The organism is Streptomyces sp. NPDC048671 (assembly GCF_055587045.1).
This window is the reverse complement of sequence record NZ_JBVJHB010000006.1, coordinates 215,871-237,399: the sequence shown is the minus strand read 5'-3', so window position 1 is coordinate 237,399 and position 21,529 is coordinate 215,871. Positions and strand designations below refer to the sequence as shown.

The 21,529-nt window shown below is 70.4% G+C and carries 18 protein-coding genes and 1 pseudogene; 9 read left to right on the top strand and 10 right to left on the bottom strand.

Features of this window, described 5'->3' with window-relative positions:
* Positions 1-209: 209 nt before the first annotated feature.
* The 4 genes and pseudogenes from ACZ6S6_RS14265 to ACZ6S6_RS14250 all read right to left on the bottom strand — a co-directional run bounded on the left by ACZ6S6_RS14265 (position 210) and on the right by ACZ6S6_RS14250 (position 3,084).
* Positions 210-1,343 carry an alpha/beta hydrolase gene (locus ACZ6S6_RS14265; RefSeq protein ID WP_469705815.1) on the bottom strand — a complete coding sequence of 378 codons (1,134 nt, stop codon included), beginning with the start codon at positions 1,341-1,343 and terminating at the stop codon, positions 210-212.
* 325 nt (positions 1,344-1,668) lie between these two features.
* Positions 1,669-2,322, bottom strand: coding sequence for a class I SAM-dependent DNA methyltransferase (locus tag ACZ6S6_RS14260; protein WP_469705814.1), 654 nt, complete (start codon positions 2,320-2,322; stop codon positions 1,669-1,671).
* A 22-nt stretch (positions 2,323-2,344) separates the two neighbouring features.
* Positions 2,345-2,467 (bottom strand): annotated as a pseudogene (locus ACZ6S6_RS14255) (IS630 family transposase); the annotation flags it as partial.
* 20 nt (positions 2,468-2,487) lie between these two features.
* Complete coding sequence (locus tag ACZ6S6_RS14250; RefSeq protein ID WP_469705813.1) at positions 2,488-3,084, bottom strand: TetR/AcrR family transcriptional regulator; 597 nt, start codon at positions 3,082-3,084, stop codon at positions 2,488-2,490.
* A 114-nt stretch (positions 3,085-3,198) separates the two neighbouring features.
* Here ACZ6S6_RS14250 and ACZ6S6_RS14245 point away from each other — a divergent pair, with 114 nt between their 5' ends.
* Positions 3,199-4,404, top strand: coding sequence for an alpha/beta hydrolase family protein (locus ACZ6S6_RS14245; protein ID WP_469705812.1), 1,206 nt, complete (start codon positions 3,199-3,201; stop codon positions 4,402-4,404).
* Positions 4,405-4,409: 5 nt separating this feature from the next.
* Here the strand turns inward: ACZ6S6_RS14245 and ACZ6S6_RS14240 are convergent, their stop codons facing one another.
* From ACZ6S6_RS14240 to ACZ6S6_RS14225, 4 genes are all read right to left on the bottom strand, one after another.
* A complete protein-coding gene (locus ACZ6S6_RS14240) occupies positions 4,410-4,613 on the bottom strand; it encodes a DUF397 domain-containing protein (protein ID WP_469705937.1) in 204 nt (67 codons plus the stop codon).
* Between the two features lie 320 nt (positions 4,614-4,933).
* A complete protein-coding gene (locus ACZ6S6_RS14235) occupies positions 4,934-6,337 on the bottom strand; it encodes a DUF7507 domain-containing protein (RefSeq protein WP_469705811.1) in 1,404 nt (467 codons plus the stop codon).
* 609 nt (positions 6,338-6,946) lie between these two features.
* Complete coding sequence (locus ACZ6S6_RS14230; RefSeq protein ID WP_362955129.1) at positions 6,947-7,798, bottom strand: EamA family transporter; 852 nt, start codon at positions 7,796-7,798, stop codon at positions 6,947-6,949.
* Positions 7,799-8,100: 302 nt separating this feature from the next.
* Positions 8,101-9,750: a penicillin-binding transpeptidase domain-containing protein gene (locus tag ACZ6S6_RS14225; protein WP_469705810.1), complete on the bottom strand. Its 1,650-nt coding sequence runs from the start codon at positions 9,748-9,750 to the stop codon at positions 8,101-8,103.
* 288 nt (positions 9,751-10,038) lie between these two features.
* On the opposite strand from ACZ6S6_RS14225, the gene ACZ6S6_RS14220 reads away from it, so the two are divergent.
* Entirely contained in the window at positions 10,039-10,332 is a 294-nt protein-coding gene (locus tag ACZ6S6_RS14220) for a hypothetical protein (protein WP_362955125.1), read from the top strand.
* Between the two features lie 71 nt (positions 10,333-10,403).
* On the opposite strand, the gene ACZ6S6_RS14215 is transcribed toward ACZ6S6_RS14220, so the two are convergent.
* Positions 10,404-12,182 (bottom strand): dolichyl-phosphate-mannose--protein mannosyltransferase, encoded by a 1,779-nt coding sequence (locus ACZ6S6_RS14215; protein ID WP_469705809.1) that lies wholly within the window; start codon positions 12,180-12,182, stop codon positions 10,404-10,406.
* 53 nt (positions 12,183-12,235) lie between these two features.
* Between ACZ6S6_RS14215 and rsmI the strand changes: the two genes are divergently transcribed.
* The 5 genes from rsmI (at position 12,236) to ACZ6S6_RS14190 (ending at position 16,572) form a co-directional block, all read left to right on the top strand.
* A complete protein-coding gene (gene rsmI / locus ACZ6S6_RS14210) occupies positions 12,236-13,129 on the top strand; it encodes a 16S rRNA (cytidine(1402)-2'-O)-methyltransferase (RefSeq protein ID WP_362955121.1) in 894 nt (297 codons plus the stop codon).
* Between the two features lie 160 nt (positions 13,130-13,289).
* Positions 13,290-13,685 carry a hypothetical protein gene (locus ACZ6S6_RS14205; RefSeq protein ID WP_362955119.1) on the top strand — a complete coding sequence of 132 codons (396 nt, stop codon included), beginning with the start codon at positions 13,290-13,292 and terminating at the stop codon, positions 13,683-13,685.
* A 33-nt stretch (positions 13,686-13,718) separates the two neighbouring features.
* The gene (locus tag ACZ6S6_RS14200; RefSeq protein ID WP_469705808.1) at positions 13,719-14,585 is read left to right on the top strand and encodes a TatD family hydrolase; all 867 of its coding nucleotides are present in this window, start codon (positions 13,719-13,721) and stop codon (positions 14,583-14,585) included.
* A 122-nt stretch (positions 14,586-14,707) separates the two neighbouring features.
* Positions 14,708-15,682, top strand: coding sequence for a 16S rRNA (adenine(1518)-N(6)/adenine(1519)-N(6))-dimethyltransferase RsmA (rsmA, locus tag ACZ6S6_RS14195; RefSeq protein WP_469705807.1), 975 nt, complete (start codon positions 14,708-14,710; stop codon positions 15,680-15,682).
* A complete protein-coding gene (locus ACZ6S6_RS14190; protein WP_469705806.1) occupies positions 15,679-16,572 on the top strand; it encodes a 4-(cytidine 5'-diphospho)-2-C-methyl-D-erythritol kinase in 894 nt (297 codons plus the stop codon). The genes rsmA and ACZ6S6_RS14190 overlap by 4 nt, the downstream gene beginning before the upstream one ends.
* Before the next feature lie 30 nt (positions 16,573-16,602).
* Here the strand turns inward: ACZ6S6_RS14190 and ACZ6S6_RS14185 are convergent, their stop codons facing one another.
* Positions 16,603-17,253 carry a lipoprotein gene (locus ACZ6S6_RS14185; RefSeq protein WP_469705805.1) on the bottom strand — a complete coding sequence of 217 codons (651 nt, stop codon included), beginning with the start codon at positions 17,251-17,253 and terminating at the stop codon, positions 16,603-16,605.
* Between the two features lie 211 nt (positions 17,254-17,464).
* Between ACZ6S6_RS14185 and ACZ6S6_RS14180 the strand changes: the two genes are divergently transcribed.
* Both ACZ6S6_RS14180 and ACZ6S6_RS14175 read left to right on the top strand, forming a co-directional pair.
* A complete protein-coding gene (locus tag ACZ6S6_RS14180) occupies positions 17,465-19,291 on the top strand; it encodes an ABC-F family ATP-binding cassette domain-containing protein (RefSeq protein WP_469705804.1) in 1,827 nt (608 codons plus the stop codon).
* 194 nt (positions 19,292-19,485) lie between these two features.
* On the top strand, positions 19,486-21,318 hold the full coding sequence (locus ACZ6S6_RS14175; RefSeq protein ID WP_469705803.1) for an outer membrane protein assembly factor BamB family protein: 1,833 nt from the start codon (positions 19,486-19,488) through the stop codon (positions 21,316-21,318).
* Positions 21,319-21,529: the final 211 nt, after the last annotated feature.

Sequence of the window (21,529 nt, the reverse complement as noted above, 5' to 3'; positions counted from 1 at the left end):
ACTCGCGAAGGGTCTTCCAGACCTTGGTGTGCGGGTGACGTTGTCGGGGTCGTCCAACCACATCTCGGCGTGCCGGTCCTCCGTGACGACCACGCGGTTGTCCAGGAGCCGGAAACCAGCACCGAGCACCCCACCGCCCAGTCGGCAACGCTGTCAAACGCGCCGAATCAATCAAGGAACACCGACGTCGGACTCGTCGAACGCCAAGCCTAGGCCGACTCCTTCCGGGCCGTCACCCACGCGGCGAAGTCCTCGATGCCGTCGATGAGCGCCTCGAACCGGAAGGAGTGGAAGAGGTCGAAGGCATGGTGCGCGCCAGGCAGTTCGACGTACACGACTGGCGAGGTGGAGACGGAGCGCAGAGCGGTGACAAGGGCCTTGGGGTTCTCGGTGTCCACCAGCTCGTCCAGGTCCCCGTGCGCGATGAGGAACGGTGGTGCGTCCGCCCGGACGAGGTTCACCGGCGAGGTGGCCGGGTCTCCGTCGAAGTACTCCGCGAGAAAGCCGTTGAGTGCGACGGCACCGGTCACAGAGGTGTCCGCCTCTTCGAACCCGGGCTGGTAGGCCGGTTCATTGGGGGTGAGCGCGGCCTGCGCCGCCATGTGCCCGCCCGCAGAGCTCCCCGCCACGAACACGGCCGCCCCGGACGCCGCGCCGTACTCCGCCGCGTGTTCGCGCGCCCAGGCGATGACCTTCTTCGCGTCGATCAGATGGGCGGGATGCGGGAAGTCGGGCCGCAGCCGGTAGTTGGCGCTGATGCAGACCCAGCCCTGGCCGGCGAGCCGGTAGAGCAGGGGCAGCGACTGGGTGCTCTTCCGGCCCTGGTCGTAGTGGCCGCCATGGAAGTGGATCATTATGGAGCCGCCCTCGGGGCGCGAGCGGTGGTGGTAGACGTCGAGGAGGTTGCGGCGGCCGCCGTCCCCGTAGCTGAGGTTGCCCACCCGCTTGACGTCATGGCGGCGGCGGAAGACGGGCCTGAGCAGGATGCGGGCCAGCGGCGGCCGGCGGCGCGTCCCCGTACCGGCGCCGAGCGCGTCGTCCAGGGCGACCCGCACCACGGACGCCGTCCGCATCCCGCGCAGGGTGACCACCACGAGCCCGGCAGCCGCGACCGCTGCCATCCCGACGTTCACCCGGTCGGGGGTCGTGGCGATGTCGCCCTCCGAGAAGGCCAGCGCCGTCGATGCCACCAGCGCGTAGAGAGCGACGTGCGGGATCTCGTTGAAGACCAGGCCGAGCCGGTAGCTGAAGTAGAAGAGCGGTTTCGGCCCGCGTATTCGAACCAGGCTGAACACCACGATCAGCAAGGCCAACACCACGGTCACCAGATAGCCCACAGCCACCACAACACCCCGTTCGACACTCGGCCTGACAAACCCCGTCTGTGGTACCACGGTTGGAGTGATGGGGGCAGGTGAATTGCCGCTTGCGACATGGGTCCGCGTCGGCGAGGAAGCACCGCAGCCGTGGCCTCCCGTGGTCGCCGATCTCGGGTTCGCGCCGAGCGTCTGGGTACGGCTTTCGCAGACCGTCCACCGTGCCACCCATGACTACTCCCAGGAGTGATGCCGAGCCCGTGACGCCACCGTGGCACTGCGTTCGTTGACGTGGATCGGACCGTCGTGCTCGTCGGCCTCGACCGTTCACGGGCCTCCGTCGGGCCCTGTCCTACCGGCCGTCGGGCCGGGAGCGCGCGAAGAGGATTCCTCCGAGCTTGCTCTCGGCCGAGCTGAGAGTCGTCTGTGCCTCGACCGTGAATCCGGCGGCATCGAGCCGGGCGGCCAAGTGACCGGGCGTGCGCAGATGGACGTGAACCCTCATCGGCAGGCCGCCGTAGCCCTGCGTTTTCAGCCGTGACCCGTCACCGACGTGGAAGCCGAGTAGCAGGGGGCCGCCGGGCCGCAGTACGCGCCGGAAGTGCGCGAGCACCGGGCCGACCTCGTCGTCGGGGACGTGGATCAGCGAGTACCAGGCGACCAGACCGGCCATCGAGGCATCGGCGAGGTCGAGGTCCGTCATGGAGCCCACCTCGAACCGCAGACCCGGGTGATCGCGCCGAGCCACCTCGATCATCGCGGGCGACAGGTCGATCCCGAACGCGTCCGTGCCCAGTCCACGCAGATGGGCCGTGATCCGCCCCGGCCCGCATCCCACGTCCGCGACCGGTCCTCCGCCGCCGGTTCGCACCAGTTCGGCGAAGAGCGCCAGGGCCGCGCGTTCGTGAGGCGTCTCGTCCAGGAGGTCGCGCACATGGTCCGCGTAGTCGGCGGCGACGGTGTCGTAGGAGGTTCTGGTGTCTGCCAGCCAGCCTTCGGAATCCATGTCCGGACAGGGTAGTGCCGCATCAGGAAACGTTTGCCCTGTCCACGAGGGCGCGTAGGTGCTGGTCATCGGCGTGGTGGTTTCGCCGGATGATGTAGTGGCGGATCATGCTGCCCTGTTCCTTATGGTTGGCGCCCGCCGTTCCGCAGATGGGGATCGGTTCGGCTACGCAGCGAGGGCCGCAATGACCTTGTCCGTCATACGGGCGAGGAGGTCCGGGTCGGTGGGGGCCTGCCGGATTACGGTGGCCCAGTACAGCGGGCCCGCCAGGAAGTCGAGGCCGAGGTCCAGGTCGGTGTCGGCGGGCAGCTCGCCGCGTTCGACGGCCCGGCGCAGGATCGTACCGACCTTTTCGCGGCGCTCTTCGCCGATGCGGTCGCCCAGCGTGGCGGCGATGCCCGGGTGGTAGGCACGGGCGGCGAGCAGGTCGGGCAGGATGCGGGAGACCAGCGGGTGGCGCAGTAGCTCGTCGGTCTTGGTGAGGTAGGCCAGTACGTCGCCGCGCAGGCTGCCGGTGTCGGGGGTGTCGGCGGCGGCCACCGAGACCTGGACGACGAGGTCGACGGCCGTGGCTTCCTTGGACGGCCAGCGCCGGTAGATGGCCGCCTTACCCGTGCCGGCGCGGCGGGCGACGGCCTCCAAGGACAGTTTCCCGTAGCCGACTTCGGCGAGTTCCTCGAAGAAGGCGGTGCGGAGTGCGTCGGTAACGGCGTCCTGTAGGACCGGGCCGCCCGGGGGGCGGGCTGGGGCTGATCGGCTCATGACCGAGAGCATACCCAAGACGGAACGGTTGCGTCTCGGGTAATCGAGGGGTACGGTCGCACTCGAAGCGAGACGGAACCGTACCGTCTCGGCAATGGATGATGGGAGACAGCCATGAAGTTCCTCTTCGACGACGAGTCCTTCGCTTTCGAGACCCTGCGCACCGCCTGCTTCGCCCCCTATGGCGGCGCCGATCTCGGGGAAATCATCGTCACTGCCCGTGCCATCCCCGACGGCGATGAGGACGCCTGGTACCAGCAGTGGCGCGCTACCGCCGCCCGCGTCCACGCTCTGGGCGAGAAGGCGCTGGCCGCCGGCCACCGAGTCAGCGCTCGCGAAGCCCTGTTGAGGGCCTCGAACTACTACCGCACCGCCGAGTTCTACCTCCGCGACAACCCCTTCGACGATGACCGGGCCAAAGAGCTCTCGCGCCTGGCACGCAGCACGTTCGCCACGGCCGCCACCCACCTGGACACCCCGGTCGAGCCAGTCTCGATCCCTTACGAGAACACGGCCCTGCCCGGCTACCTCTTCCTGGTCGACGACTCCGCGACCCCGCGCCCAACCGTCATCTTCACCAGCGGTTTCGACTCGATCCTGGAAGAGTCGTACTTCGCCGTCGCGGCGGCCGCCCTGCGCCGCGGCTACAACTGCCTCGCCTATGACGGCCCCGGACAGGGCGCCGCCCTGCGCGAGCAGCGCCTGTTCTTCCGCCCCGACTGGGAGGCAGTCCTCACCCCGGTCGTCGACTACGCCCTCACCCGACCGGAGGTCGATCCCGACCGCGTCGCGCTGCACGGCTACAGCTTCGGCGGCCACCTGACCGCCCGCGCCGCCGCCTTCGAGCACCGCGCCGCGGCCCTCGTACTGGACGGCGGCATCTACAGCTACTACGACGCCACCACCCGGCTGGTCCCGTCGTGGCTGCTGCAGTGGGTCCTGGACGGCCGGGACGAAGAAGTCGAGCAGGTCCTGCCGCTGGCCCTTGCACACAGCACATCCCTGCGCTGGGCTCTACGCAACGGCGTCTGGACCTTCGGCGCCGACTCCATCCCTGATTACGTGCGCCGCTCCCGCTCCTACACCCTTGAGGGCGTCGCCCAGCAGATCACCACCCAGGCCCTCGTCTTCGACCCGGACAACGACTTCGCCTTCAACGGCGAACCACTCCGCGTGCACCAGGCCCTCAAGAGCCCGAGCACCCTCATCTCCCTCCCCGAGACGGAGGGCGCCGGTGAACACTGCAGCTACGGCGGCCGCTCCACCCTCCACCAGCACATGTACGACTGGCTCGACGAGACCCTCCGAGCCCACGTCTAGTGCCATCAGGCAGCGTTCGCCCTGGGCGGTCTGTGACGACGGATGTCGTCCCCGTCTATGCCGGCCACGAAGGCTGACCAGGTGCCGAGGCCAAAGATCAGGACCGGACCACCTACAGCTTTGCCATCCCGCACAGGCACCGCGCCCTGGGCGTCAGCAACCTCGACGCACTGACCGTTACCACTGCTGTAGCTGCTCGTCCGCCACACCAGCTCGGTGGGGTCGTACCGCACATCGAACACCTTCTCTCAGTCACTCCACATCTGCCTGATCGCCTGGGCGCCCCCCTTCCGACTGGAGGATCAGCGCCTCCCGATGCCGCGACAACGCGGCGACGGGATCGCCGTTGACGTCGCGGGCGGGTTCCGCGGGGGCCGTGATCAGCGGGTGCGGCGATCCGCGTGCTGCCCTTGAGCCGTCAGCTCGCCATCACCATTTGAGGCCGTGACCGTGCCCCCGGCTGTGTCCCCGACCGGGGTCGTGCCGGGGGCCGTTGTCGGCAGCAGCCTGTGAGGCGCATGCCTGGGGGCTACTTCTGGGTGGAGCAGGGGTCGCAGCAGGAGGGGGCCGGTTCGACGCAGATGGTCGCGGTGTCGGTGTTGTTGGTGGTGTCGGGGTCCTTTTCGTTGCTGGTGGCGGTTGCGGCGTTGCTGGTCCGGCCCGCCTTGGTGGCCTTGGCCCTCAGGACGAGGGTGGCGGTGGCGCCGTCGGCCAGGTCGCCCACGGCCCACTGCCCGGTGGCCGGGTCATAGCTTCCGGGTGTGCCGTCGGCGGACAGGAAGGTGAGGCCGTCGGGGAGCTGGTCGGTGACGGTGACGCCGGTGGCCTGGTTCGGGCCGGTGTTGTGGACGGTGATGCGGTAGGTCACGGTCTGGCCGACGGTGACGGTAGTCGCGTCGGCTGCCTTTGTCACGGTCAGGTCGGCAGCCGGTTTGACCTGCGTGACCTGCTGGTTGGAGGTGGACGTCAATGGCTCTGGCTTGTCGCCGAGCCTGTTCTCGTAGGAGGCGGTTGCGGTGTTGCTGATCTGATTGCCGCCGCTGGCCCGGCCGATGGTGACCCGGTACTCCACCGTGGTCCCTGACGGCAGGGACTCGGTGTTGGGCAGGCTGCCCCCCGCCGCGCCGGAAGCGCCGTTGCCGAGATGGAAGACGACCTTGTTCGCCTGAGCGTCGTAGTACGCCTGGTCGTCACCTTGCGTATCACTCTTCGCTCCGGCATTCGGGCCGTCGACGACACGCAGGGAACCGGGCAGATACGTTGTTCCCTGCGGGATGACGTCGGTCAGGATGAGGTTCTCGGCCCCGCCGCCGCCCTCGTTCTTGGCGGTGACGCGGTAGGTGACGACGTCGCCCACCTCCAGCGGCCCCGCGGGAACAGCGGTCTTGGCGAGCACCACGTAGGGGGCGGTGCCGAAGAAGATGCCGTCCAGGAAGTTGCCGATGCTGGGATTGCCGCCGGCGGCAGAGATGGAACGGAAGGCGAAGCGCGTCAGCGTCTGGCCCGCGGGGACGGTGTAGGTGCCTGTGTAGTAACCCCAGGCGGTGTTGCCGTCGGTGAAGCGCCTCTGCTGCACCGTGGAGCCCGGCGCGCCGATGTCCAGCGCCATGGTGTCATCCCCCTGGCGGCCACGGTGATACAGCCGCCAGTACAGCTTCGTACCGGGCGTAGTCGGCAGGTCCTGGTAGAGCGTGGAGACCTGGTACGCGTTGAGCTCGGCGAACTGGGCGCCCTCAGCCGCCGGCACACCGTTGAAACCCGAATGCCACAGCTCGATCATGTGGTCGGAGGCGGTGGTGAGCCAGCCCGGGACCCGCTTGGCCGCCTGCATCTGTGAGGAGTCCGGCAGGATCTCCACACCGGTCACAGCGGGTTGTTCGAAGCTGCCGTTGACCAGGGCAACCCGGAGCGGAGCAGCAGGAGGTGTAGTCATGGTTCTTCCCTTCGAGACGACACTGCTGGAGTGCACCGCCGACCGGCCGCACATCTGCGCACCGTGGCGGAGCCGAAACCACCAGAAGCGCACCGCATTCGCGTGAACACGTAAAGTGATGCTCGAATGGGGTCAGCCAACCCCGCGCGGAAAGTTTGCGAAGCCGGCCCCGGGGCACCCCCCGCCGTCGGCACACCGCTCCCGCCACACACGCCTCCCATCTCTCTCGTGCCACCACTGTCTTGACCGAAAGCCCCTATTGCACCTCTTACGCCCACCCTTGCTCAGGGTGAATCAGCTACCGCGAAGTTGACGCTCCCGGCACAGTGGCGGCGGCCGCGTAGGAACCAAAGGCTCGGCACTCAACCTGGCCGGGTATTCGGTCCAGGACCGGATCGGTGAGTCGGGCGCGAACGCCGTCTTCGGCTCGGCGCGGGCATTGCGCCAGCGGATGTAGGCGGCGATGGCCGCGTTCTGCTCGCCGTGGCTTCGATGGTCGGTGCCGTTCAGGGCGAAGTAGCGCAGTGCCGCGAACTCGGCCTCGATCCAGTTCAGCCAGGAGCCGTAGGTCGGCGACGGCCGTGTACGGGGCCGACGCGCACAGCCTCCTCAACTCGTATGCAGCATCAACCCGATACCCACCACCATCAGCCCGGCCGCCGCGATACGCGGGGCGCCGAAGCGTTCCTTGAAGAACACCGTGCCGATGGCCGCGCCGACGATGATCGAGGATTCGCGCAAGGCCGCCACCGGGGCCAGGGCCGCTCGGGTCTGGGCCCACAGGACGAGTCCGTACGCGGTGACCGACAGGGCCGCGCCGAGCAGGCCGCGCAGCGCGTACGGGCGGAGCTGGGCGGTCAGGGCGGAGCGGCGGCGGTGCAGGGCGTAGAGGGGGATCACTACGCCTTCCAGGATCATCAGCCAGGCGATGTACCCGAGCGAGCTGCCCGAGGCGCGTACGCCCACGCCGTCGACCGTCGTGTAGCCGGCGATGGCCAGGCCCGTCGCCAGCGCGGCCAGGATCGCGGGCCAGTGGGGGCGCTTGCCGGAGCCTCGGATGCCCCACAGGGCCAGCCCGACCAGTCCCGCCGAGGCCACCGCGACGCCGGCCGTGGCCCAGCCGTCCGGGCGCTCGCCCACGAAGACGGCGGCGAGGACGGTGACCACCAGCGGGGCGGTGCCGCGGGCGATCGGGTACATCTGGCCGAAGTCGCCCAGGGTGAACGAGCGCATCAGCAGCAGCATGTACGCCACGTGCAGGGCGGCGGAGAAGGCCAGGTACGGCCAGGCGTCCGCCGCCGGGAACGGGACGAAGAAGGCGGCGGCCGCGCCGATCAGCAGCCCGCCGCCGGAGATCAGGGTGAACGAGATCAGCTGGTCCTTGATCGCGTGCGCGATCGCGTTCCAGCCGGCGTGCGTGAACGCGGCGATCAGGACGGCTGTGGCGACGAGCGGTGTCACGTGGTACCTGGTTCCGGTCAGCGGGGGCGGCGGCCGGTGAGCGCGTGCCAGCGCGCATGGGCGCCGTCGAGATCCTGGCGCGCTCGGGGGATACGGGGATCGCCGCTCTGGTGGGCGGTGAGCGCGTCGAGACGGAGACCCGTCTCTGAGCGTCCGGTGGTGTCGTTCCGGACGCGTCTCGGCTCGCGCAGGTAGGCGACGTCCGCCTCGGCGCTGCGTACCCGGCGGCGGTGGGTGGCTTCGGCCTTCCGGGCGGCTGTCCGTGCGCCGGACAGTTCCTTCTGTGCCGCCCGCTCCCCCGCTCACGGCCCCGCGCGCAGGACCTCCGCGACGACCGGGCCGGCCGCGGTGCCGCCGTGGCCGCCGGACTGGACGAGGGCCGCTGCCGCCAGGTCGTTGCTGAAGCCGGTGAACCAGCTGTCGGACGTGGCGTGGCCGTCGATCTCCGCCGAGCCCGTCTTGCCGCCCTTGTCGCCGCCCACGTTCGCCATGGCGGCGGTGGCGGTGCCCTCCTGGGCCGTCGCGGTGTAGCGCAGCATCTGTTTCAGCTGCGCCGAGACCCCGTTCGGCAGTGGGTTCGCGACGGCGAAGACCCGGTTGTCCAGGTCCTTCGCGACGATGTAGGGCTGCCGGAACTGGCCGGTCACGGCGGTCGCGGTGATCGACGCCATGTTCAGCGGGTTCATCTGCACCTTGCCCTGGCCTATGTACGACGCCGCCGTCTCCGCGCCTTCCGACGCCGGCACGCTGCCGTCGACGGTCACCACGCCGGTCCGCCACTCCTGGCCGATCCCGAAGTACTGCCCGGCCTCCTCGCGGAGCGCCGTGTCGGCCTTGTCGCCCAGCGGGCTCACGGGCTTGATGAACGCGGTGTTGCAGGAGCGTGCGAAGGCGCTCTGCAAGGTGGGGTTCGGCATCGAGAAGTTGTCCAGGTTGTGGAAGGGCACGCCCATCCACGTCACCTGGGACGGGCACTCGACCGGTGAGTTCGCGCCGCCGAGGCCGTTCTGCATGATCATCGCGGCCGTCACGATCTTCATCGTCGAGCCGGGGGCCACCGAGCCCTTCCGCGCGGCGTCGAAGCCGTCCGCGCGGTTGTTGGCGAGCGCCCGGATCGCGCCGGTCGACGGTTCGACGGCCACCACCGACGACTCCTCGAACTGCTTCACCGCGTGCTCGGCCGCCGCCTGGACCCGTGCGTCCAGGGTGGTCGGGACCCTGCCCGGCTTCCCCTTGGCCAGGGTCAGCAGCGTCCTGTCCGCGCCGTCCGCGTTCGCGCTGTTGATCCAGGTCTCGATGCCGGTGGTGCCGCCGGCCTTCTCGCCGTACTTCTTGCGCAGCTCGTCCAGGATGCCGCCCAGCGAGGGGTACTTCTCCTTGCTGAGCACCTGGCCGTTGCGGTCGACCGCCTCGATCGACGCGGTCGACGCCTCGCCCGTCTCCAGTGTCTCGTCGGCCCGCAGTTCCGGGTGGACGACGGAGGGTTTCCAGTCGACGAGCGCGTGGCCGGTGGTCAGTCCGCGCACCACGGTCAGGTCGGAGTCGTACGACCAGGGCTTCGTCTTCCCCTTGTACGAGACGGTCGCCCTGACCGTGTACGGGACCTTCGAGCCGGTCGGCGTGCCGGGGGTGATCACGGCCTTGGTCACATGCGCCGACTCGCTGTACTGCGTCAGAAGCGATTCGGCATCGCCCGCGTTGTTCGTGAGCTGGGACGCGACGGCCGCGTCGCCCTTCGCCCACGCCGCGAGGAACTTCTTCGAGGTCTCGGCTATCTCCTGCTTGGTGACCGGGCCGGTCCGCACCTCCTGCGAGGTGGTTTCGGTGTTCGTGCCGCCCCCGACGCCGCTGTCCCCGAGCCCGTCCAGGATGTTGTACGCCCCGTAGCCCACGCCGCCGACCACGACCGCGAACACTCCGCCGATCACGGCCACTTTCACTCCACTGCGCATGTGCGCGGTCCCCTCCCCAGGAGGCCCCCTTGAACAGGTTCAAGGGGGCTTTTTCGGGGACCCTACGGGACTGCTCCGACAGCGGAGTCGGTTGTTATCGGAAAGCGATCCGTTGTGGTGTGAACAGACCGGTCATATCCGGGTATCCAGCCCGTTCTTTTCCTTCCCCGTCAAGGAGGCACGCGGGCCCACCCGTTGGGATGACCATCCGGGTGCCTGGCACAACCGGCGGTGATCATGGTGAGTGAGGGCACACAGAAAGTGCCCCTGACATAGGAGACCCCCCACATGCGCCGAACCCTGATCTCCCTCGGCAGCGTTGCCGCTGCCGGAATGCTCGCCTTTGCCGGCACCCAGTCGGCATTCGCCGCGAGTGGCACGTTGATCGTCAACGGAGTGGCATACGACAACCCCGGCCCCGGCTGCTACGCGGCGGGCGACAGGGGCGCCGAGGTCGACAACCAGACCGACGCGGATGTCGAAGTCTTCCTCGACGCGGCCTGCACGGACGGGCCTGTGGGTGCCATCGGCTCCGGCGAGTCCGGGTCCGTCGACGCCGGTGGGAGCATCAAGTTGTCCTGACGCCCGCAGCGGCCGACAGACATGTGGAGGGCATGGCCACCGGCCACGCCCTCCACATGTCTATCGGCCGGCTAAATCCAGGTGTCCAGCCACATCCGGTCGCGCCAGGAATTCTCCGGAATGGGGGTCCCGGTATACAGCGGCCAGAAATAGATGAAATTCCAGACGATCAGCAGGACCAGTACGCCCGCCGCGACCGCCCCCACCGTCCGGCGCCGTTCTCCCGACGGGTCACCGGTCGCCAGGCCCAGTTCATGCTTTGTCCCGGTACCCGCCGCCGGCCCCAGCATCGCGCCGATCATCATCGCCACCGCGAGGCACAGGAACGGCACGAACACGACCGCGTAGAAAAGGAAGATGGTGCGTTCCTGGTACAGGAACCACGGCACCCACCCCGCGGCCACCCCGCAGGCGATCGCGCCCGCCCGCCAGTCGCGGCGGAAGAGCCAGCGCCACAGCACGTACAGCAGCGCGAAGCACGCGGCCCACCACAGCAGCGGTGTGCCGATGGCCAGCACCTCGCGGGCGCACTTGCCGGTCTCCGACGCGGCGCAGCCGTTCTGCTCCTCGTAGAAGTACGAGACCGGGCGGCCCAGCACGATCCAGCTCCACGGATTGGACTGGTAGGTGTGCCCGGACGTCAGGTTCACGTGGAACTCGTAGACCTGGTACTCGTAGTGCCACAGGCTGCGCAGCCAGTCCGGCAGCCAGGTCCAGCTGCCGCCCTTGCCGTCGGTCGCCGCCCAGTCCCGGTAGTAGCCGTGCCGGGCGGGGGAGTTGTGGATGATCCAGCCGGTCCACGAGGCGACGTAGGTCAGGATCGCCACCGGCACCGTGGAGACGAACGCCGGGACCAGGTCCCGCTTCAGCACCGCCACGTACGGCCGCACCGCGCCCGCCGTACGCCGGGCGCCCACGTCCCACAGGACCGTCATCAGGCCGAACGCGACCAGGATGTACAGGCCGTTCCACTTGGTGGCGAAGGCCAGACCGAGCATGAGTCCGGCCGCGATCCGCCACGGCCGCCAGCCGAGCCGCAGCCGCTCCGCGATCCGCGCGTCCGGCCGCAGCACCCCCTCCGCGTCGACCGGCAGCGCGGCCGCGAGCCGGCGCCGCGCCCAGTCCCGGTCGATCAGCAGACAGCCGAACGAGGCCAGCACGAAGAACATCAGCACCAGGTCGAGCAGCGCGGTGCGGCTCATCACGAAGTGCAGCCCGTCCACCGCGAGCAGCGCGCCCGCCAGGCAGCCCAGGAACGTCGAGCGGAAGAGCCTGCGGCCGATCCGGCACAGCATCAGCACCGACAGCGTGCCGAGCACCGCGACCATGAACCGCCAGCCGAACGGGGTGAAGCCGAAGATCTGCTCACCGATCCCGATGATCCACTTGCCGACCGGCGGGTGCACCACATAGCCGGGGTCGATCGGGATGCTCACCTTGGACGGGTCGTCCAGGATCAGCTTGTCGACGTCCTTGGGCCAGGCCCCCTCGTACCCCTGGTTGATCAGCGCCCAGGAGTCCTTGGCGTAGTACGTCTCGTCGAATATCACCGCGTGCGGGCTGCCCAGGTTCCAGAACCGCAGCACCCCGGCGACCAGCGTCACCAGCAGCGGACCGCCCCAGGCCGACCAGCGCAGCAGCCGGTCCGCGTACACCGGGGGCACCCCGAGCACCGCCCACAGCCGGCTCCCGGGGCGGGTGTACGGCGGAACCAGCCGTTCCCACAGCCCGATCCCGGGCCGCGGTGAATGACCGAAGCGGCGCAGCCGCTGCTGCCAGGAAGTCGGCTCCGGGCCGTACTGATCCCCGGCGTCTTGGCCCTGCCGGGCATCGGGCGCTGTACTCGTCACCGCGCCATCGTAGGGAACGCATCTGTGCGAGTGCTGCCGCCCGTGCTGGGAGGATGGGCGTTGTGACGGAGACGACTGGAACGCTGGTACTCGCAGGGACCCCCATCGGCGATGTGGCGGACGCCCCGCCACGCCTCGCCGCCGAACTGGAGACGGCGGACGTCGTCGCCGCCGAGGACACCCGCCGGCTGCGCCGGCTGACCCAGGCGCTGGGCATCCACACCACAGGGCGTGTCGTGTCCTATTTCGAGGGCAACGAGTCCGCCCGTACGCCGGAACTCGTCGAGGCGCTGACCGGCGGCGCCCGGGTGCTGCTGGTCACGGACGCCGGGATGCCGTCCGTATCCGACCCCGGCTACCGGCTCGTCGCCGCCGCCGTGGAGCAGGGCATCAAGGTCACCGCGGTGCCCGGCCCCTCGGCCGTGCTCACCGCGCTCGCCCTGTCCGGGCTGCCGGTGGACCGGTTCTGTTTCGAGGGCTTCCTGCCGCGCAAGGGCGGCGAACGCCTCGGCAAGCTCCGCGAGGTCGCCGGCGAGCGCCGCACCATGGTCTTCTTCGAGGCCCCGCACCGGCTCGACGACACCCTCGCCGCGATGGCCGAGGTGTTCGGCGCCGACCGGCGCGCCGCCGTCTGCCGGGAGCTGACCAAGACGTACGAGGAAGTGAAGCGCGGTCCGCTGGGCGAACTCGCCGCCTGGGCGGCCGAAGGCGTACGCGGCGAGATCACCGTCGTCGTCGAGGGCGCCGCCGACTCCGCCGAGGAACTGGACGCCGGGGAGCTGGTGCGCAGGGTGCAGGTGCGCGAGGAGGCGGGGGAGCGGCGCAAGGAGGCGATCGCCGCCGTCGCCGCCGCCGCCGGGCTGCCCAAACGCGAGGTCTTCGACGCGGTAGTGGCAGCAAAGAACGCGGCTCGGACCGGCCCGGCGGAGGGCAAAGGACTATCGTGAAAGGCAAAGCGAGAGCCGCGTACCGCCCCCTTTTGCCACGAGAAGGCCAAGACCGCTCCAACACTCGACAGGGCCCGGTGCGCTTCTGCCGGTAAAGGCGTCCACTGGATATCAGGACGCATTCTCCGGAGTGCTTGTCCGGCGGACAAGAGGAGCAGGCATGAGTGAGATCGCAGCGACAACAACCGTGCACGAGGCATATGCCTTCGCCTGCATGAGGTGCGGACACGGCTGGGAACAGGCCTACGAAATAGAGCACCACGTCGACGCTTCCAACAACGCTTTCGTGGTCTACAAGGCGGACGGCGAACGAGTGCCCTCCCCCCTTTCCACGCCCACCTGCACCAACTGCGGCGGGCACGTCGTGCGGATCATGCGGGCCGGCCGGGTCTCGACGGTTCAGCAGCTGCTCCAGAACCGCCGGCCCGCCGACGCCGTTGACGCCGCCGCCGACACCCGTGAACGCAAGGCCGAGGCCGTGGCCGCAACCGCCGCTCCGGCGGGCGAGCACCACTGGCACCTCGCCGGCCTGCTGCACCCCTTCCACCGCAAGTGAGCCGCGGGCCACGGTCCTCGTACGATCGTGGCCATGAGCCGTACCGAAGCCCCGCCGCTGCCCGAACCCCTCCGGGTACCGGTCGCCGATTCGCACACCCACCTGGACATGCAGGACGGCACCGTGGAGGAGGGCCTGGCCAGGGCCGCCGCGGTGAACGTGACGACCGTGATCCAGGTGGGCTGCGACGTGAAGGGCTCGCACTGGGCCGCCGAGACCGCCGCCGCTCACCCGGGCGTGCACGCCGCGGTGGCCCTGCACCCCAACGAGGCGCCGCGCATCGTGCACGGGGACCCGGACGGGTGGTCGCGGCAGGGGGCGCGCGAGGCGGGCGGGACGGCGGCTCTCCATGAGGCCCTCGCCGAGATCGACGCACTGGCCGCGCTGGACCAGGTACGGGGCGTCGGGGAGACCGGACTCGACTACTTCCGGACCGGCCCCGAGGGCATGGCGGCCCAGGAGGAGTCCTTCCGGGCCCATATCGAGATCGCCAAGCGGCACGGCAAGGCGCTCGTCATCCACGATCGCGAGGCGCACGCCGATGTGCTGCGCGTCCTGGCCGACGCGGGCGCCCCCGAGCGGACCGTGTTCCACTGCTACTCCGGCGACGCGGACATGGCCCGGATCTGCGCGGACGCCGGGTACTTCATGTCCTTCGCGGGCAACATGACCTTCAAGAACGCCCAGCCGCTGCGCGACGCCCTGGCCGTCGCGCCCACGGAGCTGGTCCTGGTCGAGACGGACGCACCGTTCCTGACCCCCGCCCCCTACCGCGGGCGGCCCAACGCGCCGTATCTGATTCCGGTCACGCTGCGCGCCATGGCGGCGGTGAAGGGCATCGACGAGGACACCCTGGCTTCGGCGATCGCCGACAACACGGCTCGCGCTTTCGACTACTGACCGCGTCTTCACGACGTTGGGTGGTTGCGCTGCCCCGGAGGGTTATGCGGACGCGGTCCCCGTCGGCGTCCCGGGCGCCAAGGGCGAGATCCCGGGCCGCCCGGCGGCCGTAGGCTTGACGGGTGAGCACCACAGAGCCCGACGCCCTCCTGGGCCCCGCAGACATCCGCGAGCTGGCCGCGACGCTGGGCGTACGCCCCACCAAGCAGCGCGGCCAGAACTTCGTCATCGACGCCAACACGGTCCGGCGGATCGTGCGGACCGCGGAAGTCCGCCCCGACGACGTGGTGGTCGAGGTCGGCCCCGGTCTCGGCTCGCTGACCCTGGCACTGCTGGAGGCGGCCGACCGGGTCGTCGCCGTCGAGATCGACGACGTGCTCGCGGGCGCCCTGCCGGCCACGGTCGCCGCCCGGATGCCGGGGCGCGCGGACCGGTTCACCCTCGTCCACGCGGACGCGATGCAGGTACGGGAACTGCCGGGCCCGCCGCCGACCGCGCTGGTCGCCAACCTTCCGTACAACGTCGCCGTGCCCGTACTGCTCACCATGTTCGACCGCTTCCCGACCATCGAGCGGACCCTCGTCATGGTCCAGGCCGAGGTCGCCGACCGGCTGGCCGCGCGGCCGGGCAACAAGGTCTACGGAGTGCCGTCGGTGAAGGCCAACTGGTACACGGACGTCAAGCGCGCCGGCTCCATCGGACGCAAGGTCTTCTGGCCCGCCCCGAACGTCGACTCGGGACTGGTGTCCCTGGTGCGCCGGGCCGAGCCGGTCGCGACCACGGCGAGCAAGGCCGAGGTCTTCGCGGTCGTCGACGCCGCCTTCGCCCAGCGCCGCAAGACCCTGCGCGCGGCCCTGTCCGGCTGGGCGGGCTCCGCGCCCGCCGCAGAAGCCGCCCTGGTCGCGGCCGGGATCTCGCCGCAGGCCCGCGGCGAGGCACTGACCGTCGAGGAGTTCGCCGCCATCGCCGAGAACAAGCCCGCGCGGCCCGTGAGCGACACCGCCGAGAACAAGCCCGCCGGGGACCTCCCGGCCGCCGACGAGCCCGCCGGGGACCTCCCGGCCGCCGAGAACAAGCCCGCCGGGAGTGCCGAGTGAGCGTCACCGTCCGGGTACCGGCCAAGGTCAACGTCCAGCTCGCGGTCGGTGCCGCGCGCCCCGACGGCTTCCACGACCTGGCCAACGTCTTCCTCGCCGTCGGCCTCTACGACGAGGTCACCGTCACCCCGGCCGACGAGCTGCGCATCACCTGCTCCGGGCCGGACGCCGCCCAGGTCCCGCTGGACGCCACCAACCTCGCCGCCCGCGCCGCGATCGCCCTGGCCGGGCGGCACGGCATCGACCCCCGGGTGCACATCCACATCGACAAGGACATCCCGGTCGCGGGCGGAATGGCGGGCGGCAGCGCCGACGGGGCCGGCGCCCTGCTGGCCTGCGACGCGCTCTGGTCCACCGGCGCCACCCGCGACGAGCTCCTGGCCATCTGCGCGGAGCTGGGCAGCGACGTCCCGTTCAGCCTGGTCGGCGGCGCGGCCCTCGGGGTGGGACGCGGCGAGCGGCTGACCCCGGTCGAGGTCGGCGGCACCTTCCACTGGGTCTTCGCGGTCGCCGACGGCGGCCTCTCCACCCCGGCCGTGTACCGCGAGTTCGACCGGCTCACGGCGGGGACGCCGGTGCCCGAGCCGGCCGCTTCCGGCGCGCTCCTGGACGCTCTGCGGGCCGGGGACCCCGCCGCCCTCGCCGCCGCCCTGAGCAACGGCCTCCAGCCCGCGGCGCTGTCGCTGCGGCCCTCGCTGGCCGACACCCTGGCGGCGGGCACCACCGCCGGTGCGGCGGCCGCGCTGGTCTCCGGTTCCGGGCCGACCACGGCGTTCCTGGCCGAGGACGAGGCGTCCGCCCGCAAGGTCGCCGACGCGCTGATGGCCTCGGGGACGTGCCGCAACGCCCGGATCGCCACGTCCCCGGCGCCGGGCGCAACGCTCCGCTGACGGGGGGCGCCGGGGAGGCGGCGGCCCGGCTCAGCCGAGCCGCAGGCTCCGCTTCGCCAGCTCGTACGCGGGCAACATGGCCCGGTGCTCCTGGGAGTCCAGCCCGCCCAGGTGCACCACGACCGGTCCGTCCGGGGTGGCGACGGCGAAGGCCCGCGCCTCGCGCGACTCCTCCATGACCTTGCTGTGGACGGTGTAGGAGACCTCGGTCACGGCCAGCTTCCCGACCGTGCTCCGGGTGTACGCCGTCTTCGACGCGTTCTCGTCGGCCGCCACGAAGCCCTCCAGCGCCTGACGCGGTGTGCCGCCCTTGCCGTCGCCCTGCCACACCCGCAGGAACCCGAGGTGCCCGGCGGGCTTCGCGTCGATCTCACAGACCATGGAGACCGGGCCCTGCGTGCCCAGGGCGGCGTCCACGGGCGAGTCGGACTCGATGGTGACGGCCTGCGCCTTCCACCGCTCCGCCACGTCGAAGGTGACACGCAGCGCGCACCCGGAACCGGCGCCCCCGACCGTGCCGCCCTTGGCCGCCACGGTCTTCCCGGCAGCGTTCCCGGCCGTCGCTCCACCGCCCGGTGACGCCCCCGCCCCGGCGCCTTCGTCCGACTCCGTCGAACATCCGGCCAGCGCTCCCGCGACCAGCAGTACGGGGACGAGCCCCCGAACCGTACGACCCACCATGAAGTTCCCCACCCCGGCGAAATCCCGGGCCCGGCCCCCCGGGCCTTGATCATTTCGGGCAAGGTACCGCACGTGCCGGGAAACGGCCCCTGTGGCCTGCGGAGGCCGGTCCCGGACCCGCCCCCGTACGGGTGGAACGGGCGCTCGTACGGAGCTCCGCACCGTGGCGACTACGCTGAAGGTCAGTGTTTTCCTTCGAGCTGGAGCGTACGTGGCCGTCAACCTCGTCAATGTCGAGCAGGTCAGCAAGGTGTACGGCACCCGTGCGCTGCTCGACGGTGTGTCCCTCGGCGTGTCCGATGGAGACCGGATCGGTGTCGTCGGTCGTAACGGAGACGGCAAGACGACCCTCATCCGGATGCTCGCCAAGCTGGAGGACGCGGACACCGGCCGCGTCACCCACAACGGTGGGCTGCGTCTCGGTGTCCTGACCCAGCACGACTCGCTCGACCCGCGGGCGACGGTCCGCCACGAGGTCATCGGCGACCTGGCCGACCACGAGTGGGCGGGCAGCGCCAAGATCCGCGATGTGCTGACCGGGCTCTTCGGCAGCCTCGACCTGCCGGGCTTCGAGCACGGCCTGGACACCGTCATCGCCCCGCTCTCCGGCGGAGAGCGCCGCCGGATCGCGCTCGCGAAGCTGCTCATCGCCGAACAGGACCTGATCGTCCTCGACGAGCCGACCAACCACCTCGACGTCGAGGGGATCTCCTGGCTGGCCGGCCATCTGCGCGCCCGCCGCTCGGCGCTGGTCTGCGTCACCCACGACCGGTGGTTCCTCGACCAGGTCTGCACGCGCATGTGGGACGTCCAGCGCGGCACGGTCCACGAGTACGAGGGCGGCTACAGCGACTACGTCTTCGCCCGTGCCGAACGGGAGCGGATCGCCGCCACCGAGGAGGGCAAGCGGCAGAACCTGATGCGCAAGGAGCTGGCCTGGCTGCGGCGCGGCGCCCCCGCCCGTACGTCCAAGCCGCGCTACCGCATCGAGGCGGCCAACGAGCTGATCGCCGACGTGCCGCCGCCCCGCGACACCAGCGCGCTGATGAAGTTCGCCAACGCCCGGCTCGGCAAGACCGTCTTCGACCTGGAGGACGTGACCGTCCAGGCCGGGCCCAAGACGCTGCTCACCCACCTCACCTGGCAGCTCGGCCCCGGCGACCGGATCGGCCTGGTCGGGGTCAACGGCGCGGGCAAGACCTCGCTGCTGCGGGCACTGGCCGAGGCCGCCCGCACCCAGGGCGAGGAGCAGCCCGCGGCAGGGAAGATCATCGTCGGCAAGACGGTCAAGCTGGCCTACCTCTCCCAGGAGGTCGCGGAGCTCAACCCGAACCTGCGGGTGCTCGAAGCGGTGCAGCAGGTGCGCGACCGGGTCGACCTCGGCAAGGGCCGGGAGATGACCGCGGGCCAGCTCTGCGAGCAGTTCGGGTTCACGAAGGAGAAGCAGTGGACCCCGGTCGGTGACCTGTCGGGCGGTGAGCGGCGGCGGCTCCAGATCCTGCGGCTGCTGATGGACGAGCCCAACGTCCTCTTCCTCGACGAGCCCACCAACGACCTCGACATCGAGACCCTGACCCAGCTGGAGGACCTGCTCGACAGCTGGCCCGGGTCGATGATCGTGATCTCCCACGACCGGTTCTTCATCGAGCGGACCACGGACCGGGTGCTGGCGCTCCTCGGCGACCGCTCGCTGCGGATGCTGCCGCGCGGCATCGACGAGTACCTGGAGCGCAGGCGGCAGATGGCGGCGGCGGGCACCCCCGCCGCCGTCGCTCCCACGTCGGCCTCGCAGCCCGCCGCCGCCGCACCGGCCCCGGGCGTTTCGCCGCAGGAGGCACGTGCGGCGAAGAAGGAACTGCAGAAGGTCGAGCGGCAGCTCGACAAGATGTCGACCCGTGAGACGACGCTGCACGCCCAGATCGCCGACAACGCCACGGACTTCGAGAAGGTGGCGAAGCTGGACGCCGAGCTGCGTGAACTGGTGGCGGAGCGCGATGTGCTGGAGATGCGCTGGCTGGAACTGGCCGAGGACGCCTGACACCGCATCAGCCGCACCCTAGGGCCTGTAGTGGGTTGTCCCGCGCAACTGGCGGGGCGGGTGCGGCTGATGGGGCTTGTGGGGTCTGTGGAGTCTGTGAGGCCTGTGGGGCAGATGGTAGAAAGAGATCTTGCCCGGCGCGGTAGCCGGACCGCGCCACACCGCAGGTGACAAAGGAACAGGGGGACGGGCCGATGAGCCAGCCGCCCGGACAGCAGCCGCCGCAGGGTGAGTTCGGGGCCCCGTACGGCCCGCCGCCCGAGACGTTCCCGCCACCGGGTCAGGGCACGGCACAGCCGTCCGGCCCGTACGCGGCGCCCGCGCAGCCCGGCCCGTACGGACCGCCCGCGCCACCCGTACAGCCCGTACAGCCCGTACCGCCCGCGCCGGTCCACGGCCAACCGCCGCAGCCCGCACCGGGATACGGGTATCCGCCGCAGCCCGGCCCGTACGGGCAGCAGCCGCAGGGCTACGGCTATCCGGGCCAGCAACCGCAGCCGCAGGGCTACGGCTATCCGGGCCAGCAGCCGCCGCCGTCGCAGCCGCCGCGGTCCGGCGGGCCTCGCGGCGCGGGGCGTTTCCGCGGCCGGACCGGGGCGGTCGTCGGTGCCGTGCTCGCGGTGGCGCTCCTGGCCGGCGCCGGCATCTGGTTCGCCCTCGACGGGGAGGGCGGCAGCGGAAAGCCCACGGCCGGACCGGAGTCGAGCTCCGGGCCGCCGGACTCCTCCCCCTCGCCCTCGCCGAGCAAGCGGAAGAACTATAACGACGACCAGCTCCGCCCCGACGCGGAGACCGCCGCGGTCAACGCCGAGCGCAAGCCCGGCGAGGCGAAGATGCTCTGGCTCCAGGAGAGCGGCGTCGACCTGCCCGAGGGCGGCGAGGACGTGTACGGCCCGTGGATCTTCGGCGACACCATCGTCAAGGCGATGTACCACACCGTCACGGGCTACGACGTCACGAACGGCAAGCTGAAGTGGAGCCTGCGACTGCCCAGCAACGCGTGCGGGGCGCCCTCGCAGGCCACCGCCGACGGCAAGATCGTCCTGGGTCTCAGGCACACCACCTCGCGTGACTCGGAGTGCAACGCCCTCCAGATGATCGACCTCGGGACCGGCAAGGCCGGCTGGCACAAGACGTACGTCCGCCAGGGCGTCTGGGACGGGCTCTCCGATCTCAGGATGGCGACAAACGGCGACACCGTGACCGTGGGGCGCACCTCCAGGACCGACGCCTTCCGGGTCAGCGACGGCAAGGTGCTGTTCGGGAAACTGCCGGGCAACTGCCAGCCGTTCGGATTCGCCAGTGGCGATGTGGCCATCGCGGCGGCCAGCTGCCAGACCGCCGCGGACGACCACAAGGAGCAGCTGGTCCAGAAGATGGACCCGGTCACCGGCAAGGTGCTGTGGTCGTACAAGGTCAAGAAGGGCTGGGAGATCGCGCAGATCTACTCCGCCGACCCCCCGGTGATCTCGCTCAAGAAGCCGGACAAGTGGGCGATCCTGGCGCTCAACACGAACGGCACCTACCGTTCCCAGCTCTCGGGCGGACCCGGCGACTACGCGCCCAAGTGCGACAAGGACGTGATCGTCCAGGGCTCCAACCTCGACAACTGCCTCGGGGTGGCCGCCGACGCGAACACCTTCTACATGTCGACCGGGCCCGTCGACATCAAGGTCGGTGACGGCAACAAGGTCGCCGCCTTCGATCTGGCCACCGGCAAGCACAAGTGGACGGTCTCCTCCCCGGCCGAGCAGTCCCTCAGCCCGATGCGGACGGAGGGCGGCAAGCTGCTGATGTATCTCGCGCCGAGCAAGGGCAAGGGGGGCGGCATCGCCTCGCTCCCGCCCACCGGCGGGAAGTGGGAGATGGTGGTGCGGCACCCGGCTTCGGGTGCGGAGGTCGAGCGCCAGTTCATCCAGCCGCGCATCGTCTACGCGGACGGACGCACCGTCATCGGTCAGACGAGGATCAGCGGTATGAACGACGAGGAGATCAGGACGCGGTCGATGGTCGCCTTCGGCAGCTAGGTCATGTCCAGGCCCTTGGCGTAACGGCGGCATCACGGGCCGGTCCTCCCTTGGGCACAGGGGTGGACCGAACCGGGGGACGCGGTGGGGCGGGTGGTACAAAGAAGCCCCGCTCGACTGTCGTAACACTGCGGGATCCATGCCCGATTCGCTCCATTTCGCTGGGGATTCAGGGGGTCTTGTCCGACTCCCGGAACCCCGGCGGAATCGC

Excerpts from the sequence above, each read along its gene's own strand:
- ACZ6S6_RS14260 (WP_469705814.1), bottom strand. The coding sequence starts at position 2,322 with ATGGATTCCGAAGGCTGGCTGGCAGACACCAGAACCTCCTACGACACC.
- ACZ6S6_RS14250 (WP_469705813.1), bottom strand. The coding sequence starts at position 3,084 with ATGAGCCGATCAGCCCCAGCCCGCCCCCCGGGCGGCCCGGTCCTACAG.
- ACZ6S6_RS14245 (WP_469705812.1), top strand. The coding sequence starts at position 3,199 with ATGAAGTTCCTCTTCGACGACGAGTCCTTCGCTTTCGAGACCCTGCGC.
- ACZ6S6_RS14235 (WP_469705811.1), bottom strand. The coding sequence starts at position 6,337 with ATGACTACACCTCCTGCTGCTCCGCTCCGGGTTGCCCTGGTCAACGGC.
- ACZ6S6_RS14225 (WP_469705810.1), bottom strand. The coding sequence starts at position 9,750 with ATGCGCAGTGGAGTGAAAGTGGCCGTGATCGGCGGAGTGTTCGCGGTC.
- ACZ6S6_RS14220 (WP_362955125.1), top strand. The coding sequence starts at position 10,039 with ATGCGCCGAACCCTGATCTCCCTCGGCAGCGTTGCCGCTGCCGGAATG.
- rsmI (WP_362955121.1), top strand. The coding sequence starts at position 12,236 with ATGGGCGTTGTGACGGAGACGACTGGAACGCTGGTACTCGCAGGGACC.
- ACZ6S6_RS14205 (WP_362955119.1), top strand. The coding sequence starts at position 13,290 with ATGAGTGAGATCGCAGCGACAACAACCGTGCACGAGGCATATGCCTTC.
- ACZ6S6_RS14200 (WP_469705808.1), top strand. The coding sequence starts at position 13,719 with ATGAGCCGTACCGAAGCCCCGCCGCTGCCCGAACCCCTCCGGGTACCG.
- ACZ6S6_RS14185 (WP_469705805.1), bottom strand. The coding sequence starts at position 17,253 with ATGGTGGGTCGTACGGTTCGGGGGCTCGTCCCCGTACTGCTGGTCGCG.
- ACZ6S6_RS14175 (WP_469705803.1), top strand. The coding sequence starts at position 19,486 with ATGAGCCAGCCGCCCGGACAGCAGCCGCCGCAGGGTGAGTTCGGGGCC.